This window comes from Brachybacterium sp. AOP29-B2-41, assembly GCF_052378395.1.
Lineage (GTDB): Bacteria > Actinomycetota > Actinomycetes > Actinomycetales > Dermabacteraceae > Brachybacterium.
In genome coordinates this window covers 251,214-268,798 of the sequence record NZ_JBQSXR010000004.1, presented here as the reverse complement: position 1 = coordinate 268,798, position 17,585 = coordinate 251,214, and the positions used below count along the sequence as shown (strand labels likewise).

The following is a 17,585-nucleotide window of genomic DNA, read 5'->3' as shown; positions in this document are numbered from 1 at the left end:
CCCAGAAGCCCGAGGACTCTGCCGTCCCGGTGTTCTTCATCTCCGACTCCACCGGTATCAGCGCCGAGACCATGGGCAACGCGCTGCTGCTGCAGTTCCCCTCGGTCCCCTTCGAACGGCGCCTGATGCCCTTCGTGCGCACCGTCGAAGAGGCGCGCGAGGTGCGCGCCGATCTCGACGCGGCGATGGACGGCGCGGTGCAGCCGCTGGTGTTCCTCACCGTGGTCGACGAGGCCGTGCGCGAGGAGCTGCGGGCCACCAGGGCGCCGGTGATCGACTTCGTCAGCGGCCACCTCGCCCAGCTCGAGGATCGCCTCGGGGTCACCGGCGACCACGCCCCGGCCCGGCTGCACGGGGTGGGTGACTCCCGCCGCTACAACCGCCGCATGCAGGCGGTGGAATTCGCGATCGAGCATGACGACGGCCAGTCCGTGCGAGCGATCGAGAAGGCTGACGTGGTGCTGATTGCGCCATCGCGCTGCGGCAAGACCCCCACCAGCATGTACCTCGCGCTCATGCACGGGATCTTCGTGGCGAACTATCCGCTGGTGGATGAGGACCTCGGCGGCGAGGTGCTGCCCGAGTCGATCGCCGCGATCGCCGATCGGTGCTTCGGGCTGCTCACCTCCCCGCAGCGGCTCAGCGCCGTGCGCAGCGAGCGCCGCGCCGAGTCCCGCTATGCCTCCCTCGAGCAGACCCGCTGGGAGCTGTCGCGAGCTCGCCGCGTCTACGACATGCACGGCATCCCCTTCGTCGACTCCTCGAACAAATCCGTCGAGGAGATGTCGACCCTCATCCTGCAATCGCTCGCCCGCCGCGGGACCACCCCCCTCTGAGCACACCACCCCCGAAGGAGCACGCCATGACCCAGAGCATCCGTTGGTTCTCCGAGCTCGGCATGAACGACCTCGAGCAGGTGGGCGGCAAGAACGCCTCCCTCGGCGAGATGGTCTCGAACCTGACCCGCCTCGGGGTGCAGGTGCCCGACGGCTTCGCCACCACGTCGGAGGCGTATCGCGAATTCCTCGGCGCGACCGGGCTCGCGGAGCGCATCGACGAGCGGCTGCAGGGCCTGGACACCGACGACACCATCGCGCTGGCCGAGACCGGCCGCGAGATCCGGGAGCTGGTGATCGCCCAGCCGTTCCCGGCGGATCTCGAGGCGCAGATCCGCTCCGCCTACGAGCAGCTCGCCGAGGGCAGCGGCGAGGAGGCATCCTTCGCGGTGCGCTCCTCGGCCACCGCCGAGGACCTGCCGGATGCCTCCTTCGCGGGCCAGCAGGAGACCTTCCTGAACGTGCGCGGCATCGACGACGTGCTGCTCGCGATCCGCGAGGTGTTCGCCTCCCTGTACAACGACCGCGCGATCGCCTACCGCGTCCACCACGACTTCGAGCACGCCGCAGTGGCGCTCTCGGCCGGGGTGCAGAAGATGGTCCGGTCCGATCTGGGATCCAGCGGCGTCATGTTCACGGTCGACACCGAATCAGGGTTCGAGCAGGCCATCTTCATCACCTCCGCATACGGGCTCGGAGAAGGGGTGGTCCAGGGAGCGGTCAACCCCGACGAGTTCTACGTGTACAAGCCCGGCCTGCGCGAGGACCGCCCCGCCATCCTCAAGCGCCAGATCGGTGAGAAGGCCACCAAGATGGTCTACACGAACGACACCACCGTCGGCCGCACCGTCGAGTTCATCGAGGTGGACCGCGCCGAGCGCAGCCGGCTCTCGCTCACCGATCAGCAGGTCACCGATCTCGCGAAGCAGGCGCTGATCATCGAGGAGCACTACGGGCGGCCGATGGACATCGAGTGGGGGCTCGACGGGGCCGACGGCTCCCTGTACATCCTGCAGGCCCGCCCCGAGACCGTGCAGTCCCGGGCGGGGAACACCGTCGAGAAGTACCTGCTCGCCTCCCGTGGCCCGGTGCGCGCCGAGGGACGGGCGATCGGCGCGAAGATCGGCGCCGGCCCCGTGCGGGTGCTGGACACCATCGACCGCATGCACGAGTTCCAGCCCGGCGAGGTGCTGGTCGCCGACATGACCGACCCCGACTGGGAGCCGATCATGAAGCGTGCGAGCGCCATCGTCACCAACCGGGGCGGCCGCACCTGTCATGCGGCGATCATCGCCCGCGAGCTCGGGATCCCCGCCGTGGTGGGCACCGGCTCCGCCACCGCGGAGCTGGCAGACGGCGACGAGGTCACCGTCTCCGCCGCCGAGGGTGACACCGGATTCGTCTACGAGGGGCTGCTGGACTTCACCGTCTCCTCCTCCGAGGTGGACTCGATGCCGCCGGTGGGCACGAAGATCATGATGAATGTGGGCAACCCCGAGCAGGCCTTCAGCTTCTCGCGGCTGCCTAATGCCGGAGTGGGCCTGGCCCGCCTGGAGTTCATCATCAACCGCCAGGTCGGCATCCATCCCCGCGCCCTGCTCGAGCTGGACCGGCTCGAGCGTGACGAGCCGGAGATCGCCGCGACGGTGCGCGCCAAGATCGCCGCCTACGACTCCCCGCGGGACTACTTCGTCCAGCGCGTCGTCGAGGGGGTGGCGACCATCGCCGCCGCCTTCGCCCCGGAGCCGGTGATCGTGCGGATGAGCGACTTCAAGTCCAACGAGTACGCGAACCTCCTGGCCGGCACGCTCTTCGAGCCGCACGAGGAGAACCCGATGATCGGATACCGCGGCGCCTCCCGCTACCTCTCGAAGGACTTCGCAGACTGCTTCGCGATGGAATGCGAGGCGCTGCGCTTCGTGCGCGAGGACATGGGCCTGAGCAACGTCAAGGTCATGATCCCCTTCGTGCGCACACCCGCCGAGGGCAAGGGGGTCATCGACCTGATGGCGACGCACGGTCTGGTGCGGGGCGAGAGGGACCTGCAGGTCATCATGATGTGCGAGATCCCCTCGAATGCCGCGACCCCCGAGCTGTTCCTCGAGCACTTCGACGGCTTCTCGATCGGCTCGAACGACATGACCCAGCTGACCCTGGGCCTGGACCGTGACTCGGCCCTGGTCGCCGACGCCTTCGATGAGCGGGATCCGGCCGTGAAGTTCATGCTCGCCCGGGCGATCGAGGCCTGCCGGGCCGCGGGGAAGTACGTTGGGATCTGCGGGCAGGGCCCGAGCGACCACCCGGATCTCGCCGAGTGGCTGCTCGAGCAGGGCATCGCCTCGATGTCCCTGAACCCGGACACCGTGGTGGACACCTGGCTGCGGCTCGCCGCCCGGGGCGGGGGTGAAGTGCGCTGATCAGCGGTCGGTGCGGCCGCCGCCGGATTCGTGGTCCATCTCCGCGTATTCGGCGGCCTGCTCCTCCTTGCTGAGCACGGGCATCTCCCCGGTGCGGGTGGCGTGGCTGCCGGTGTCGTGCTGGGAAGTCACCGTGGTCAGCAGGAACACGGTGTCCTCGAGGGCCTCCACCGAATGGCGGAAGTGCGTCAGAGCCTCGATCTGGCCGGTCTGGAGCACCACCGGCTCCTGCGCGGTGACCCGGAGGCTGCCGTGCATCACCTGGATCGAGGCGGCCGGCGGGGAGTTGTGCTCGGGCAGCTGCGCGCCCGCTTTCAGGGCGATCACCGTCTGACGCAGGGGCCCGTCGTGGATCAGCAGCTCGGCATGGCGGCCGTTCGGCGCCTCGCGGGCGATGTCGATCGCCTTGGTCATCGCATCGGTCAGAGCAACCATCGGAAACCTCCTGGTGAGCGTCGTCGGTTCCTCACCAGTATCCGTCAGGAGGACGGATCCGTCAGTCCCGCAGCGGATTCCTTCGCGAGATCGAGCATCGCCCGCTCACTGACCCCGAGCACCCGGGCGGCCGCGATGACATCGCGGAACTCGGGTTCGCGGCGCACCACAGACCCCTCGGCGTCGCGGGCGATCTTCACGGAGATCCGCTGGCCCTGCACCTCCACCTCGGTGAACTCACGGGTGCGGATGAGCCGATCCACCCGGTGCATCCGCACTCCAAGGGTGCCGGTGCGGTCCATGATCAGCGCTGCCGTCGCGGCCTCTGCCCCGTCGCGGACCAGGGCGTGGATCGTCACTGCAGGACGACCGCGCTTCATGATGATCGGGGTCAGCCAGGCGTCGAGCGCGCCGCTCTCGAGCAGCTCGTCGACCACTCCGGGCCAGAGCCGAGGATCGAGGTCGTCGACATTCGCCTCGAGCTGGAGCGCGGCCGCGGGGGTGTCGTGGGCGTCGCCGTTGCCGGATGCAGGCCCGGTCCCGGGGGCAGTGCGGTCGGGCACCCTTCCCACCAGCACGCGCACGACGTTCGGGCGGCCCGGGGTGTCCTTGGTGCCCGCGCCGACGCCGAGGGCCTCGGTGACCAGCGAGGGCTGCGGCCCGGCGGTGCTCGCGAGCCCGCGCAGCAGGGCGACGCCGGTGGGGGTGGCGAGCTCGCCGATGCCGGGGGCGACCCCTGCCGGGACCCGTCGACCACCGTGCTCATGGGGGCCGCCCTGGGCGTGGGCGGGCAGGGCCGCATCGGAGTCGGGGACCTCGACGGGGTGATCGTGGGAGTGATCATGCGGGTGGGAGTGCCCGTGGTCGTGGGAATGCGCGGGGGCGTGACCGCGGGGCGGGAGCAGCTCGCCGGCGACCGTCGGCCAGCCGAGCGCGAGGCGGGCCACTGCCGGGACCGGCACCGGGATGTCACCGTGGGCTGCGCGGATCCGGCCGGAGCCCACCGCGATCACGCTGCCGGCACCCTCGGTGATGCCGAGCTGGCGCCAGGCCTCGCAGGCGCCGATCACGTCGGCCAGGGAGTCCAGCGCTCCGACCTCGTGGAAGTGGACCTCGTCGGCCGGGACGCCGTGGGTCGCACCCTCGGCCTCGGCGAGACGACCGAAGACCGTGAGCGCCAGGTCGATCGTGCGCTCGGGCACGGAGGCGTCCCCGCGGGAACGTTCCAGCAGCTCCCGGATCGAGGCCCAGGTGCGGTGCGGCGGATCCTCGACCAGCACCTCCACATCGATCTTCACCGCGCGCTGCCCGCCACGGTCCACGGCGGAGCGGACGAAACGGACCGAGCCCGGGACCAGGGCATCGAGCACCCGCTGCACGCCGTCGAGGTCGGCACCGGCATCGATCAGGGCGGCCAGCAGCATGTCACCGGCGATGCCCGCGGTCGCATCGATGTAGGCGAGACGGGCAGGGGACGGCGAGAAGGACTCCATGGCCACGATGCTAGTCCGACCTCCGCATCAGGCATGATTCCCCTCATGACCGTCCCCGCCCCCGTCGCCCGCTTCGACGACGTCGCCGCAGGCCGCAGCCTGCAGTTCGGCCGCGCCGAGCGGGTGATCAGCGCGCAGCGGCCCGACGAGGTGCGGCCCGCGCTCGCCGCCGTCCAGGCAGCGGTCACAGGCGGGGCCTGGGCCTTCGGGATGGTGGCCTATGAAGCAGCTGCGGGGCTCGATCCGGCTGCGTGCGTCCGGGTGTCGCAGGAGGGCCTGCCGCTGGTGTGGTTCGGGATCGCCGACGCCCCGGACGAGCAGGCGCTGCCGCTGACCACGGGGGAGGGGTTCGAGGTCGCGCCCTGGATCCCGGACTGGTCTGCGGCGGAGCATGCGTGGCGGGTGGAGGCGGTGCGGGCCGCGATCGCCGAGGGCGACACCTACCAGACGAACCTCACCACGCGCCTGCGCTCGACCTTCCGCGGTGATGCCTTCGGGCTCTACGGGGAGCTCGCGCACCGCCAGCGCGGCGGGCATCACGCCTTCCTGGACCTGGGGCGGCACACCGTGGTCAGCGCCAGCCCGGAGTCGTTCCTCCGCTGGGAGGACGGCCTGCTGCGCACCGCCCCGATGAAGGGCACCGCGGCCCGTGGCCGGACCCCGGAGGCGGATGCTGCCGGGCGGGAGGCGCTGCTTGCGAGCGAGAAGGACCGCGCCGAGAACGTCATGATCGTCGACCTGCTGCGCAACGACCTCGCCAAGGTCTGCGAAGCGGGAAGTGTGCAGGTCACCGAGCTGCTGGCCGCCGAGAAGTACCCCACCGTATGGCAGCTGACCTCGCGGATCCAGGGCCGCATGCGTGAGGAGGTCGGGCTCGTGGAGGTCTTCGAGGCGCTGTTCCCCTGCGGTTCGATCACGGGGGCGCCGAAGCTGTCCACCATGGGCCTCATCGCCGAGCTCGAGGATGCCCCGCGCGGGGCGTACTGCGGGGCGATCGGGTATCTCGCCCCCGGCCCCTCGCCGCGGGCCCGGTTCAGCGTCGCGATCCGCACCGTGGTGATCGATGGGGCCGACGGCTCCGCGGTCTATGGCGCGGGTGGCGGGGTCACCTGGGCGTCGACCGCGGCGGACGAGTACGAGGAGCTGCTGGTCAAGGCCGCGGTGCTGCCGACCGGCACGCGGGAGCCGTTCGCTCTGCTGGAGACCTTTGCAGTGCTCGATGGCGTCGCGCAGCACCTCGGGCAGCATCTGGAGCGGATGCTGGGCTCGGCGGCGCACTTCGGGATCCCGGCACGGCGGGAGACGCTCGAGGTCGCCGCGCTCGAGGCGGCGGCCGGTTCGGCGGGGGACGTGCTGCTGCGGCTGGCGCTGCGGAGGGACGGATCGCTCGAGGTCAGCTCCCGGCCGCTGGTGGCGACGCCCGGGCCGGTGCGGCTCGCGCTGGATACGGTGCGCACCTCCTTCCCGACGGAGCTCAGCGCGCACAAGACCACGGTGCGGGAGCATTTCGCCGCCGCCCGGAAGCGTCATCCGGGCTCGGAGGACGTGGTGCTGCTCGGCGAGCACGGCCGCGCCGTGGAGACCACCATCGCGACCCTCGCCGCCCGGATCGACGGCACCTGGTGCACCCCGCCGCTGGCCGACGGAGGCCTCGCCGGGGTTGGCCGCCGGCTCGCGCTCGAGCGGGGTGAACTGGTCGAGCACCCGCTGAGCGTCGAGGCGCTGCGCGATGCGGAGGCGCTCGCCGTGCTCAGCTCGGCCCGTGGGTGGCGGCGCGCGGTGCTGGAGGGGGACGGAGTCGACGTGACGCAGCTCCGGCCGCCCTCGATGGGGAGAACTCCCCATTCCTCTCCTCCGTCTCCCGCCATACGCTCCTGACCAGGGCCGCACCGCAGCGTGCCCGCAGCTGCAGCGGAAGGCCGAGCATGACAGTCGACGACACGACGGTGGAACAGCGACCGCGGATCACCTCGCTGCCCGGGGACGCGAGGCTGGTGCGGATCTCGGAACCCTCCTGGGCCTGGGTGCGGGCCATCGCGCTCGACCAGGAGCCGCCGGCGGAGATCACCGAGGAGCAGATCGTCGAGCTCGAGCTCGTGGGCCTGCTGATCGATGCGCCGGGCGAGGACGACGGTCTGGTGATCGACCCGCACTGGCAGCAGTTCCTGCGCTCCGCCCTGAACTCCCCCGTCGGCATCGAGCTGGTGTGCGTCGACGGCGACCGGGCCTGGACCACGAAGATCCGCATCGCCGGTCGCGTCGTGGTGATCATCGATCAGTCGCGGGAGGTCACCGCCGATGCCGAGACGATGCAGCTCGGGCGCCGGGCGGACGCCGTGATCCTCGGCCTGTCCACGATCGAGCACCTCAGCGAGACCTTCGAGGCGCTCGTGCCGCAGCGTCCCGCCTTCACCGCCGCCGATCCCGCCCCGGCCCCGACCGAGCTGGTCGACGCCCCCGCCGTCGCGGAGGTGCAGATGCTGGTGATCGCCTCCCCGACCCCGGAGCAGACCGTCGTCAGCGGCGGCTCCTGGTACGCCTACGGCGACGAGGGAGAGCAGCTCGCGGTGCTGGTGCCCGGCGAGGACGGCACCGAGGCCCGCGAGCTCGAGCCCGGCTCCCTCACCTCGGCAATGCGCGCCAAGGTGATCGCCGCGATCGGCCATGTCACCGCCCACGCCACCGGGAGCGCCGCCTGATGACCTTCTACGGGATGGACACCGAGCAGGTCCTCGGCGAATCCGACGCCCTCGAGCAGGCCGCCCGCCGCCTCGAGGAGGTGCTGGGCGGACTGCAGTCGAGCGTGCAGTCCGTGGCGTGGATCGGGCCCGACGCCGAGGCGTTCCGCGAGCAGTGGGACGCCACCCATCGGCAGGGCGAGAGCATCGTGCTGCCGGGCCTGGGGGAGCGATCCCGGGAGCTGCAGCAGCACGTCGAGGAGCAGGACCGCGCTTCCTCCGTCGACGACGGCGGCTGGTTCGAGGACGCGATGGACTGGCTGCGTGACACCGGCGGGGACATCGTCGACGGCATCCGCGACGGGATCGACTGGCTCGGGGATCGGATCTCGGACGGCACCGACTGGCTCGGCGACCGGATCTCCGACGGGATGGACTGGCTCGGGGACCGGGTCCAGGACGGCCGCGACCTGGTCAGCACCGCCCTCGACGCGATCCAGGGCTTCGAATGGCCGCGCTTCACCGAAGTGGTGGTCGACGGCGCAGCAGGGCTGATCCGCGGGACGGGCGACGTCATCGAGGTGCTCACCGGCATCGACCTCAAGCTCGCCGATGACGGCACCGGCTACGCCGACGCCCCGGTCGCGGTCACCCCTGAGGACTCGGGCCTGGTCCCGCCCGGGGACCTCTCCCAGATCATCGCCAACACCAACCAGACCTACGGGTCCGAGGAGACCGGGGAGGTCTCGATGAGCGTGGTCGGGAATCCACCCACCGGCGTCATCGTGAACATCCCCGGCACCGAGCAGTGGGGGCCGATGGCCGGGGACAACCCGCTGGACCTCACCGGCAACGCCGAGCAGGCCGGCTCGAACGGCTGGTCCGCGGGGTCGCAGGCCACGGCCGACGCGATCGCCCAGCTCTACCGGGACAACCCGAACCTGGAGGGCGTCCCCCTGATGCTCAACGGGCACTCCCAGGGCGGCATGATCGCCGCCAGCCTGGCCGCGAACCCGGAGTTCGCCTCCCAGTACAACCTCACCAACGTGATGACCTACGGCTCCCCGGTGGACAACTACGACGTGCCCGCCGGCGTGCACCAGCTGAACATCCAGCACGGCGGCGACCTCGTGCCGAGGATCGACGCCGAGGGCTCGTACATGGGCCCGGTGGTGCCCGGGCCTCGCGGGATCCCCCTGCCCGTCCCGATCCCGAATCCCGGGGAGCTGCTCGCGAACCAGAACATCGGCTCCGGGAACACCACCACCGTCACCCTGGACAGCCCCAGCTGGAACCCGCTGACCAACCACGGGGGCGGCGAATATCAGAACTCGGTGCAGACGCAGCTGCAGGACCCGAACTCGCAGCTCTCGCAGTATTCGCAGGACCCGAGCCTGCAGCCCTTCCTCACCGGGGATCCGGAGAGCGTCCAGCACTTTACCTCCGGCGTGCACCGCGAGAACTGACGCCGAGGGCGGAGCGGGGGCGGAGGCGATGGTGGATGATGGGCCGATGACAGCCAGCGCCATCGGCCGCAGAGGAGTGCTCGTGGGGATCATCGGCAGCCTGCTCACCGCCTGCGGACTGGGCGGGCGCAGCGATGTCACCGACGTCCAGGAGGCGCTGCGCGTCGCTGTCGAAGCGCTGCCGGAGCACCGGGACGGGAAAGTGCAGTTCCAGGACTCCACCTCTGCCGGCACGACCATCAGCGGAGTGCTGGTGCTGGCCGGTCAGGACCGTGCGCAGATCGAACGGTCGCTGCTCGTCGTCCTGGAGACGGTGAGCGACACCTATGACCAGCAGCCCGGGGTGCGGACGGCCTTCGTGCGGATCGAGGCGCACCCCGAGGGGGATCGCGGCACCCGAGTCATGACGGCCGACGTGGTCGCGGCGAGCTCCGGCGCGAACGTCACCACCGAGGACCTCGCGGCGCACTTCGGGGGATGACCCCCGCCCGATCGATCACAGGAGACCTCATGGCCCATGCTCTCAACCCGACCTCTGCCCTGGACCCCGCCTCTGCCCTGGACCCCGCCTCTGCCCTGGACCCCACCTCTGTCCTCAACCCCGCGAAGGCTCTCCACACCTGGTCCCTGTTCCGGACCATGGGCCGGTTCGTCGCGCCCGGCTCCGCCCCGTCGGGCACCCTCGCCGAGAACGACGCCGCAGGCGGCCTGGACCTGCTCGAGCTGCCCGGTCAGCTCGCCGCGCACGGATTCACCAGCGCCCAGCTGTGTCACTTCTACCTGCCCCGCACCGAGCCCGCGTACTTGGCAGAGCTGCGCGACGGGTTCGACACCGCGGGAGTCGACCTCGAGTGCTTCCTGGTGGATGACGGAGACATCGTCCATCCCGAGCATGGCGTCGAGCAGCAGCGCTGGGTCTCGGGCTGGATCGAGGTGGCCGAACGGCTGGGCGTGCCGAGGGTGCGGGTGCCCGCCGGGGACCAGGCGCCGACGCCGGAGACGCTCGCGCTCAGCGCCCGCCGGCTGCGGGCCCTCGCCGCGGCGCATCCGGGCCTCCGGGTGCTCACCGAGAACTGGAAGTCGCTGCTGATCGATGCGCGCACCACCCGGGGGCTGCTGGACCAGCTCGAGGGAGAGGTCGGCCTGCTCATCGACACCGGGAACTGGGACGGTGAGGACAAGTACCAGCAGATCGCGGCAGTCGCCGGGGACGCCGAGTGCTCACAGGTCAAGGCTCGTGAATCGGCTCCGGGCGTGCTCGATGCCGAGGATCTCACGCGCTCGCTGGAGACGCTGCGCGATGCCGGATACTCCGGCCGCCTGTCGCTCGTCTACGCCGGGACGGACGACGATGAATGGGGCCGGCTCGAGGAGATGCACGAGATCGCCCGCACCGTCACCGGCTGAGCTGCGCCCCGCTCAAGAATCCTCCGGCTCATCACTCCTCCTGCTCACCACTCCTCGTGCTCCCGGGAGTCCCGGGCGCTCTCCTCACCCAGATCGAGGCTCGCCAGCAATGCGCGGTCCTCGTCATCCAGGCGGAGCGCGGTCAGGTCGAGGTTCAGCCGCTGCCTGCCCGGGTCGGAGGAGCGAGGGATCACCACGATCTCCCGGTCCACGGCCCAGCGCAGCGCCACCTGCGCGACTGTGACCGCGTGCTTCGCGGCGACCCTGCGGATCGCGAACTGCTCCGAGAGACCTTCCCGAGTGCCGAGCGGTCCCCAGGCCTGGGTGACGATCCCATGCTCCCGGTGGAAGGCATCCGGCTCCTGGCGAGGCAGCGCCGGGGAGAGCTGGATCTGATTGATCTCGGGCCAGTGCCCCGTCGCGTCGAACAGCTCCTGGAGCTGATCGGGGCGGAAGTTCGAGACCCCGGCGTGGAGAACCAGCCCTTCCTCCCGCAGGTCCAGCAGGGTGCGCCAGGTGTCCACGGCGAGTCCGCGGGAGGGATTCGGCCAGTGGATCAGGGCGATCCCCACCCGCTCCAGCCCCAACCGGCGCAGCGATTCGAGGATCCCGGTGCGGGCGGCCTCGCGGCCGTGATCGCCACCTGCCACCTTGGTCGTCACCAGCACTTCGGCGGGATCCACACCGCTGCGGCGCAGACCCTCGCCGACGGCGGTCTCGTTGCCGTACTGGGCAGCGGTGTCGAGCAGTCGGTAGCCGGTGCGCAGTGCGGAGGCGATCACGTCGGCTCCGGCGGGGCCCTGGGCCCCGCCCGTGCCGAAGCCGATCAGCGGGATGCTCGCCCCGTCGGCGAACGTGGTGGTGGGAACCTCGGGGGAAGCGGGGGTGCTCATAGGGGCCTCCTGGCCGATGCTGGTGCCGCGCCGTCGAAGCTCACCCTACGTGGGACCGTGAGCCCGGTGATCCCGGTGAGGTGCGAAGGTCACGCGGCCGCGTCGACCCGCGGACGGTCGTAGGTCCGGGCGAGCAGCCCGAGGGCGACCGCCGCGACCAGCAGGCCGACATCCCGCAGCGCGACGTCGTAGAACCCGGAGTAGGTCAGCAGGTTCACGATGATGCCGGCGAGCCACGCCGCGACCACCCAGGCGGCCAGGCGGGGCCGAAGCGCGACGGCGATCCCGGCCACGATCTCGACCACGCCCACGGCATACATGGCCGCCTGCGCACTGACGGGCAGGAGCGCCACGAGCCACGGGGCCAGGTACCCCGGCCAGTCGGTGAGCAGGTTGGTGAACTTGTCCAGCCCCATCAGCAGGGGGAGGACGACGAAGCCCAGGCGCAGCACCCAGAATGCGGCGAGGCCGGAGTCCTGACGGGCGCGGGTGAGGAAGGACATCGAGGGGGAGGACGTGAGCACGGACATGGCGAGACTCCTTCTAGAACCAACTGAACCTATTTTTAGAGTCCTCCTGACCCCGCCTGTTTGTCAAGAACTCTTGGTGTTAGAGTTTTGGGCATGAACGGAGCGAGTCGTGAACGGGCAGAAGCATGAGCGGGGCGAGTCATGAGCGGTGAGGGTGAGGTCGGTCCGGACGGCCTGCAGGGACTGAGCGCGCTCGTGGATCCGGTGCGGCGACGGCTGTACGACGCGATCGCTGCGCAGGATGAGCCGCTGACCCGCGACGACGCCGCCCGATCGGTGGGGATGGCGCGGAACCTCGCGGCCTACCACCTCGACCGGCTCGTCGAGGCAGGACTATTGACCACCACGTATGCTCGCCCGCCCGGCGTCGGCGGTCCCGGGGCGGGGCGACCCGCCAAGCGGTATCACCGGGTCCGAGAGGAGCGCACCGTCTCCGTGCCCCCGCGCGACTACGCGCTGCTGGCCGACCTGCTCGCGACCGCGATCGACGAGGACGGCAGCGGGGCGCTGCGGGGCGCCCTCGTCCGCACGGCCGAGGCGGAGGGGCACTCCGCCGGTGCAGCGGACGGGGAGCTCATGGAGGTCCTCGCCGCACGGGGCTATGAGCCGTCCATGGATCCAGAGGGGGACATCATCCTGCGCAACTGCCCCTTCCATCGACTCAGCCGCACCCACACCGAGCTGGTGTGCACGCTCAACCAGACGCTGCTGGGCAGCGCGCTGGAGAGCAGGGGAGAGGATCGGGCGCGAGCGGAGCTGTGTCCCCAGGAGGGTCGCTGCTGCGTGATCGTCCGGGCCGGGGCCGGGGCCGTCGTCGCGCCGGAGAGCCTGCCCCGCAGGACGGCTGATCCGACGCCGTCGGCAGGACTGTGAGGGGCTGGCCTCAGCGGGCGGTGTCGACCCGGCCCACCCAGGAGATCGGGGAGACCCGGCCCTCCTCCAGCTGGTACTGGCAGCCGACGATGCCGAGCTCGCCGGCGGCGACCGCGTCGGAGATGACCTTCGACTGCCGCATCAGGGCGTTGATGGTCTCATCCAGATGGCGCCGCCCCACCGCATCCGCATCGATCAGCTCGGGATCCACATACGGGCTGACCTGCTGAGTCATGAACCACTCCTGCTGAACCGCGGGCTGGATCGACTCGAGCTCCTTGCGGATCGCCGGGGTGACCTCGCTCGGCGCGGCCGTGGTCTGATCGATCGCAGCCTTGACCGCCCCGCAGGAGCCGTGGGCGAGCACCACGATCACGGCGACGCCCAGCTCCGCCACGGCGAACTCCATGGTCGCGGTGGTGTTCGCATTCGCGATCTGGCCGATGTTGCGCACCACGAACAGGTCGCCCAGCCCGCAGTCGAAGAGGATCTCTGCCGCCACCCGTGAGTCCGAGCAGCCCAGGAAGGCTGCGTTGGGCGCCTGGCTCCCGCGCAGCTCGCTGCGCCGGGCGGCACTCTGCTGCGGATGGTTCAGGTCCCCGGCCATGAAGCGTTCGTTCCCCTCCACCAGTGCATCCCAGGCCTGCTGGACGGAAACGCGGGGAGAGGACATGAGGGGCCTTTCGAGAGATGGTGCGCGCCGCAGATCGGTGCGACGGGTGGGAGGTCGGTGCGACGGGTGGGCCGTTCAGGCCCTGCCGCAGACTACTCCCGTGGCCCAGGATGTTGTCGAGATGATCAGCTCTCGGCGGGAGTGGAGATGTTCACCTGCCACACGATGCCGAAGCGATCGGTGAACGAGCCGTAGATATCGCCCCACATCTGCTTCTCGAGGGCCATGGTGATGCTGCCGCCCTCGGAGAGCTTGAGGTACGCGCTGCGCAGCAGGGTCTCGTCGTCCCCCATGAGCGACAGGGTGACGTTGTTGCCCACGATGAAGCCTTCGGGGGACATCCCCTCGATCACATCGGACGCGTAGAGCCTGATCAGCTCGGTGACCTCGAGGGAGCCGTGCATGATCTTGTCGGCGTTCGGGTCATCGGCCGGAAGTCCGCCGAACTCCCCGAAGGTGGCGAACTGCGGGATCGCCCCGAGCGAGTGCCCGTAGAACTCGAAGGCCTCCCGGGTGTTGCCGTCGAAGTTCAGGTAGGGGTGGAGTGCTGCGGGCATGGAGGCCTCCTCGGCGTCGCCCCGACCCGTTGCCGGGCGCTCGTTGCGAGCGTAGACCGCGGGGGCGGCGAGGGGAATGGCCTACGGTCCGGGGGTCCCTTGATGAATACCCCCTGGGGGTATAGCTTGAAAGGAAAGAGTCGGAGCAGCGGGAGAGAGGGCGATCATGGGCTTTAAGCCGGACGTCGACCATGGGCATGCGGGGCATGCGGGGCATGCGGACCATCAGGACCATCAGGACCACCACGACCATGGCGACCACCACGACCACGGCGACCACGTCGCGCAGTTCCGTCGGCTGTTCTGGATCATGCTCGTGCTCGCGATCCCCGTGGTCGCGACGAGTCCGATGGTCGGGCTCATGCTCGGCTACGACCTCCCCGAGAGCGGGCTGATCAGCTGGATCCCGCCGCTGCTCGGCACCGTCCTCTACTTCTGGGGCGGCAGGCCGTTCCTCACCGGCGCGGTCTCCGAGATCCGCTCCCGCGCGCCCGGGATGATGCTGCTGATCGCCCTCGCGATCACCGTCGCCTTCGCCGCCTCCTGGGGCGCCTCGCTGGGGCTGCTCGACGCACAGCTCGACTTCTGGTGGGAGCTCGCCCTCCTGGTCGTGATCATGCTGCTGGGCCATTGGATCGAGATGCGCTCGCTCGCACAGACCGGCTCGGCCCTGGATTCCCTCGCCGCGCTCCTGCCCGACGAGGCGGAGAAGGTCGTGGGCGAGGAGGTCGTCTCGGTCTCCCCATCCGAGCTCGCCGTCGGCGACATCGTCCTCGTGCGGCCCGGCGCCTCGGTGCCGGCCGACGGGCGGATCCTCGACGGCGGCGCCAGCATGGACGAGTCCATGATCACCGGCGAGTCCGCCACCGTGCGGCGGGAGGTCGGGGACGACGTCGTCGCAGGCACCGTCGCCACCGACTCCGGCCTGCGCCTCGAGGTCACCGCCATCGGCGAGGACACGGCGCTCGCCGGGATCCGGAAGCTCGTCGCCGATGCGCAGAGCTCCACCTCACGGGCCCAGCGCATCGCGGATACCGCCGCGGGCTGGCTGTTCTGGTTCGCGCTCGGCGCGGCGATCCTCACCGCGATCATCTGGTTCCTCGTCGGGAGTCCGGACCAGGCCGTGATCAGGGCGATCACCGTGCTCGTGATCGCCTGCCCCCATGCATTGGGCCTCGCGATCCCCCTCGTCGTCTCGATCGCGACCGAGCGCGCAGCCCGCGGCGGAGTGCTCGTCACGGACCGCCTGGCGCTCGAGCAGATGCGCACGGTGGACACCGTCCTCTTCGACAAGACCGGCACCCTCACCCGGGGCGAGCCCGCGCTGACCGGCATCGAGACTGGTGCCGAGCGCTCCGAGGACGAGGTGCTCGCCCTCGCCGCCGCCGCCGAGGCACCGAGCGAGCACCCGCTGGCCCGCGCGATCGTGCGGGCCGCGGACGAGCGCGACCTCGCGGTGAGCGCGGGAGACGGGTTCAGCTCGTCGCCCGCGGTCGGAGTGCGGGCCGTCGTGGACGGCGATGTCATCGAGGTGGGCGGCCCATACCTGCTCGAGCAGCACGGGACTGCGGAGCTGCCCGTCGCCGCACAGTGGCATGCGCAGGGGGCGACCGTCCTCCACGTGCTCGCCAGCGGCGACGTGATCGGCGCGCTGCGGGTGGTCGACGAGATCCGGCACGAGTCCCGCGAGGCGGTCGAGGCGCTGCGCGCCCAGGGCGTGGACGTCGTGATGCTCACCGGTGATGCGCGCGCGGTGGCCGAATCCGTCGGCGCCGAGCTCGGCATCGACCGCGTGTTCGCCGGGGTGCGCCCCGAGGACAAGGCCCGGACCGTCGTCGAGCTCCAGGGCGAGGGGCGGAAGGTCGCGATGGTCGGCGACGGCGTCAACGACGCCCCGGCGCTGGCCCAGGCCGACGTGGGCCTCGCGATCGGCGCCGGCACTGACGTCGCCATCGGCTCCGCCGGGGTGGTGCTGGCCTCCTCCGATCCCCGCTCGGTGCTCTCCGTGCTCGAGCTCTCCCGCGCTGCCTACCGCAAGATGCGGCAGAACCTCTGGTGGGCTGCCGGCTACAACCTGCTCGCCGTCCCGCTGGCGGCGGGGGTGCTGGCCCCGATCGGGTTCATTCTGCCGATGAGCGTGGGCGCGCTGCTCATGTCGGCCTCGACCATCGTGGTGGCGCTGAACGCCCAGCTGCTGCGCCGGCTGGACCTGCGGCCCGAGGCCAGTGCAGAGCGGATGCTCGGGCGGTCAGCGACCGTCTCACTCCCTGCTCACCAGGCGTAGGCCTCCGGGGCCGGCCCGCCCGGGCCGGGGAAGATCGCATCGAGCGCGGCGAGGTCGTCCTCGGACAGGGAGATCTCCATGGCGGCGATCGCCGAGTCCAGCTGCTCCATCGTGCGGGGGCCGATGATCGGACCGAGCACGCCGGGCCGGTGCAGCAGCCAGGCGAGCGCCACCTGGCCGGGGGCGAGATCCCGTTCGGCGCAGAACGCCTCCCAGCGATCCAGCTGGGCGGCCAGCCCGTCGGAGAGGTCGTGGCGGTCCGCGGCGCCGCGGCGCACCCCGTCGGCCGAGCGACCGCCGAGCTTCCCACCCGCGAGCGGGGACCAGGCGATGACGCCCATCCCGTAGTGCTCCGCGGCCGGGAGCACCTCGAGCTCGATATCCCGGGTGAACAGGTTGTACAGCGACTGCTCCAAGACCAGCCCCAGGGAGTGCCGGGCGCGGGCGGATTCATTCGCCTGGGCGAGGTGCCAGCCGGCGAAGTTCGAAGAGCCGACGTAGGTGATCTTCCCCTGCGCGACCAGCAGATCCATCGCCTGCCAGATCTCGTCCCACGGGGCGGTGCGGTCCACATGGTGCATCTGATAGAGGTCGATGTGGTCGGTCTGCAGGCGGCGCAGCGAGGCATCCACCGCGCGGCGGATGTTCAGGGCGGAGAGCCCGCGATCGTTCTTCCCGGGTCCCATCTCGCCGAACACCTTGGTGGCGAGGACGATCTCCTCGCGCCGGCCGCGCGAGGCGAGCCAGCGGCCGATGATCTCCTCGGTCCAGCCGCGGCGCTCCGTGCCGCCGTAGCCGTTGGCGGTGTCGAAGAAGGTCACCCCCTGGTCGAGGGCACGGTCCATGATCGCGAAAGCATCCTCCTCCGCGGTGTGGGGACCGAAATTCATGGTCCCGAGCACGAGCCGGGAGACGGTCGCGCCGGTGCGGCCGAGCTGGGCGTACTGCATATCGCTGATCACTCCTCGTGGGGCGGTGTCGCCGGGGAGCGCGCAGGGACCGCTGCGGGCAAGCCTATTCCCGGAGGTGGGGGTGCGCCAGGG

The 17,585-nt window shown here is 70.8% G+C and carries 16 protein-coding genes; 9 read left to right on the top strand and 7 right to left on the bottom strand.

All coding sequences use genetic code 11. The annotated features are described in order from the left end of the window. Positions 1 to 836 (top strand): pyruvate, water dikinase regulatory protein (locus tag ACT3T9_RS06260; protein WP_444606154.1); only part of this gene is annotated, 836 nt, incomplete at its 5' end. 26 nt (positions 837 to 862) lie between these two features. Further along, positions 863 to 3,253: a phosphoenolpyruvate synthase gene (ppsA, locus tag ACT3T9_RS06255; protein ID WP_444606153.1), complete on the top strand. Its 2,391-nt coding sequence runs from the start codon at positions 863 to 865 to the stop codon at positions 3,251 to 3,253. On the opposite strand, the gene ACT3T9_RS06250 is transcribed toward ppsA, so the two are convergent. Both ACT3T9_RS06250 and ACT3T9_RS06245 read right to left on the bottom strand, forming a co-directional pair. Next, positions 3,254 to 3,688 carry a hypothetical protein gene (locus ACT3T9_RS06250; protein ID WP_444606152.1) on the bottom strand — a complete coding sequence of 145 codons (435 nt, stop codon included), beginning with the start codon at positions 3,686 to 3,688 and terminating at the stop codon, positions 3,254 to 3,256. Positions 3,689 to 3,732: 44 nt separating this feature from the next. Beyond that, positions 3,733 to 5,181 carry a LarC family nickel insertion protein gene (locus ACT3T9_RS06245; protein ID WP_444606151.1) on the bottom strand — a complete coding sequence of 483 codons (1,449 nt, stop codon included), beginning with the start codon at positions 5,179 to 5,181 and terminating at the stop codon, positions 3,733 to 3,735. Positions 5,182 to 5,226: 45 nt separating this feature from the next. Here ACT3T9_RS06245 and pabB point away from each other — a divergent pair, with 45 nt between their 5' ends. The 5 genes from pabB to ACT3T9_RS06220 are packed head-to-tail and all read left to right on the top strand — an operon-like array spanning position 5,227 to position 10,732. Continuing rightward, complete coding sequence (gene pabB / locus ACT3T9_RS06240) at positions 5,227 to 7,059, top strand: aminodeoxychorismate synthase component I (RefSeq protein ID WP_444606150.1); 1,833 nt, start codon at positions 5,227 to 5,229, stop codon at positions 7,057 to 7,059. 47 nt (positions 7,060 to 7,106) lie between these two features. Continuing rightward, the gene (locus ACT3T9_RS06235; RefSeq protein WP_444606149.1) at positions 7,107 to 7,880 is read left to right on the top strand and encodes a hypothetical protein; all 774 of its coding nucleotides are present in this window, start codon (positions 7,107 to 7,109) and stop codon (positions 7,878 to 7,880) included. Next, positions 7,880 to 9,325: a hypothetical protein gene (locus ACT3T9_RS06230; RefSeq protein WP_441445881.1), complete on the top strand. Its 1,446-nt coding sequence runs from the start codon at positions 7,880 to 7,882 to the stop codon at positions 9,323 to 9,325. Before ACT3T9_RS06235 ends, ACT3T9_RS06230 begins: the two co-directional genes overlap by 1 nt. A gap of 46 nt (positions 9,326 to 9,371) precedes the next feature. Continuing rightward, a complete protein-coding gene (locus tag ACT3T9_RS06225) occupies positions 9,372 to 9,806 on the top strand; it encodes a hypothetical protein (protein WP_441445880.1) in 435 nt (144 codons plus the stop codon). A 29-nt stretch (positions 9,807 to 9,835) separates the two neighbouring features. Beyond that, positions 9,836 to 10,732: a sugar phosphate isomerase/epimerase family protein gene (locus ACT3T9_RS06220; protein ID WP_444606148.1), complete on the top strand. Its 897-nt coding sequence runs from the start codon at positions 9,836 to 9,838 to the stop codon at positions 10,730 to 10,732. A 44-nt stretch (positions 10,733 to 10,776) separates the two neighbouring features. Here the strand turns inward: ACT3T9_RS06220 and ACT3T9_RS06215 are convergent, their stop codons facing one another. Further along, on the bottom strand, positions 10,777 to 11,625 hold the full coding sequence (locus ACT3T9_RS06215; RefSeq protein WP_444606147.1) for an aldo/keto reductase: 849 nt from the start codon (positions 11,623 to 11,625) through the stop codon (positions 10,777 to 10,779). A gap of 89 nt (positions 11,626 to 11,714) precedes the next feature. Then, complete coding sequence (locus ACT3T9_RS06210; protein WP_441445877.1) at positions 11,715 to 12,155, bottom strand: hypothetical protein; 441 nt, start codon at positions 12,153 to 12,155, stop codon at positions 11,715 to 11,717. A gap of 141 nt (positions 12,156 to 12,296) precedes the next feature. Between ACT3T9_RS06210 and ACT3T9_RS06205 the strand changes: the two genes are divergently transcribed. Next, positions 12,297 to 13,028 carry a helix-turn-helix transcriptional regulator gene (locus ACT3T9_RS06205; RefSeq protein WP_441445876.1) on the top strand — a complete coding sequence of 244 codons (732 nt, stop codon included), beginning with the start codon at positions 12,297 to 12,299 and terminating at the stop codon, positions 13,026 to 13,028. 10 nt (positions 13,029 to 13,038) lie between these two features. Here the strand turns inward: ACT3T9_RS06205 and ACT3T9_RS06200 are convergent, their stop codons facing one another. Continuing rightward, a complete protein-coding gene (locus ACT3T9_RS06200; protein ID WP_441445875.1) occupies positions 13,039 to 13,701 on the bottom strand; it encodes a carbonic anhydrase in 663 nt (220 codons plus the stop codon). A gap of 125 nt (positions 13,702 to 13,826) precedes the next feature. Continuing rightward, on the bottom strand, positions 13,827 to 14,258 hold the full coding sequence (locus ACT3T9_RS06195; protein ID WP_441445874.1) for a VOC family protein: 432 nt from the start codon (positions 14,256 to 14,258) through the stop codon (positions 13,827 to 13,829). 166 nt (positions 14,259 to 14,424) lie between these two features. Between ACT3T9_RS06195 and ACT3T9_RS06190 the strand changes: the two genes are divergently transcribed. Continuing rightward, complete coding sequence (locus ACT3T9_RS06190) at positions 14,425 to 16,542, top strand: heavy metal translocating P-type ATPase (protein ID WP_444592023.1); 2,118 nt, start codon at positions 14,425 to 14,427, stop codon at positions 16,540 to 16,542. Here the strand turns inward: ACT3T9_RS06190 and ACT3T9_RS06185 are convergent. After that, complete coding sequence (locus ACT3T9_RS06185) at positions 16,530 to 17,492, bottom strand: aldo/keto reductase (protein ID WP_444606146.1); 963 nt, start codon at positions 17,490 to 17,492, stop codon at positions 16,530 to 16,532. The two genes, ACT3T9_RS06190 and ACT3T9_RS06185, sit on opposite strands and share 13 nt — an antisense overlap. Positions 17,493 to 17,585 lie beyond the last annotated feature (93 nt).

Coding starts and splice junctions, on each gene's coding strand:
- ACT3T9_RS06195 (WP_441445874.1), bottom strand. CDS start 14,258: ATGCCCGCAGCACTCCACCCCTACCTGAACTTCGACGGCAACACCCGG.
- ACT3T9_RS06200 (WP_441445875.1), bottom strand. CDS start 13,701: ATGTCCTCTCCCCGCGTTTCCGTCCAGCAGGCCTGGGATGCACTGGTG.
- ACT3T9_RS06230 (WP_441445881.1), top strand. CDS start 7,880: ATGACCTTCTACGGGATGGACACCGAGCAGGTCCTCGGCGAATCCGAC.
- ACT3T9_RS06210 (WP_441445877.1), bottom strand. CDS start 12,155: ATGTCCGTGCTCACGTCCTCCCCCTCGATGTCCTTCCTCACCCGCGCC.
- ACT3T9_RS06245 (WP_444606151.1), bottom strand. CDS start 5,181: ATGGAGTCCTTCTCGCCGTCCCCTGCCCGTCTCGCCTACATCGATGCG.
- ACT3T9_RS06185 (WP_444606146.1), bottom strand. CDS start 17,492: ATGCAGTACGCCCAGCTCGGCCGCACCGGCGCGACCGTCTCCCGGCTC.
- ACT3T9_RS06215 (WP_444606147.1), bottom strand. CDS start 11,625: ATGAGCACCCCCGCTTCCCCCGAGGTTCCCACCACCACGTTCGCCGAC.
- ACT3T9_RS06235 (WP_444606149.1), top strand. CDS start 7,107: ATGACAGTCGACGACACGACGGTGGAACAGCGACCGCGGATCACCTCG.
- ACT3T9_RS06190 (WP_444592023.1), top strand. CDS start 14,425: ATGGGCTTTAAGCCGGACGTCGACCATGGGCATGCGGGGCATGCGGGG.
- pabB (WP_444606150.1), top strand. CDS start 5,227: ATGACCGTCCCCGCCCCCGTCGCCCGCTTCGACGACGTCGCCGCAGGC.
- ppsA (WP_444606153.1), top strand. CDS start 863: ATGACCCAGAGCATCCGTTGGTTCTCCGAGCTCGGCATGAACGACCTC.
- ACT3T9_RS06250 (WP_444606152.1), bottom strand. CDS start 3,688: ATGGTTGCTCTGACCGATGCGATGACCAAGGCGATCGACATCGCCCGC.
- ACT3T9_RS06205 (WP_441445876.1), top strand. CDS start 12,297: ATGAGCGGTGAGGGTGAGGTCGGTCCGGACGGCCTGCAGGGACTGAGC.
- ACT3T9_RS06225 (WP_441445880.1), top strand. CDS start 9,372: ATGACAGCCAGCGCCATCGGCCGCAGAGGAGTGCTCGTGGGGATCATC.
- ACT3T9_RS06220 (WP_444606148.1), top strand. CDS start 9,836: ATGGCCCATGCTCTCAACCCGACCTCTGCCCTGGACCCCGCCTCTGCC.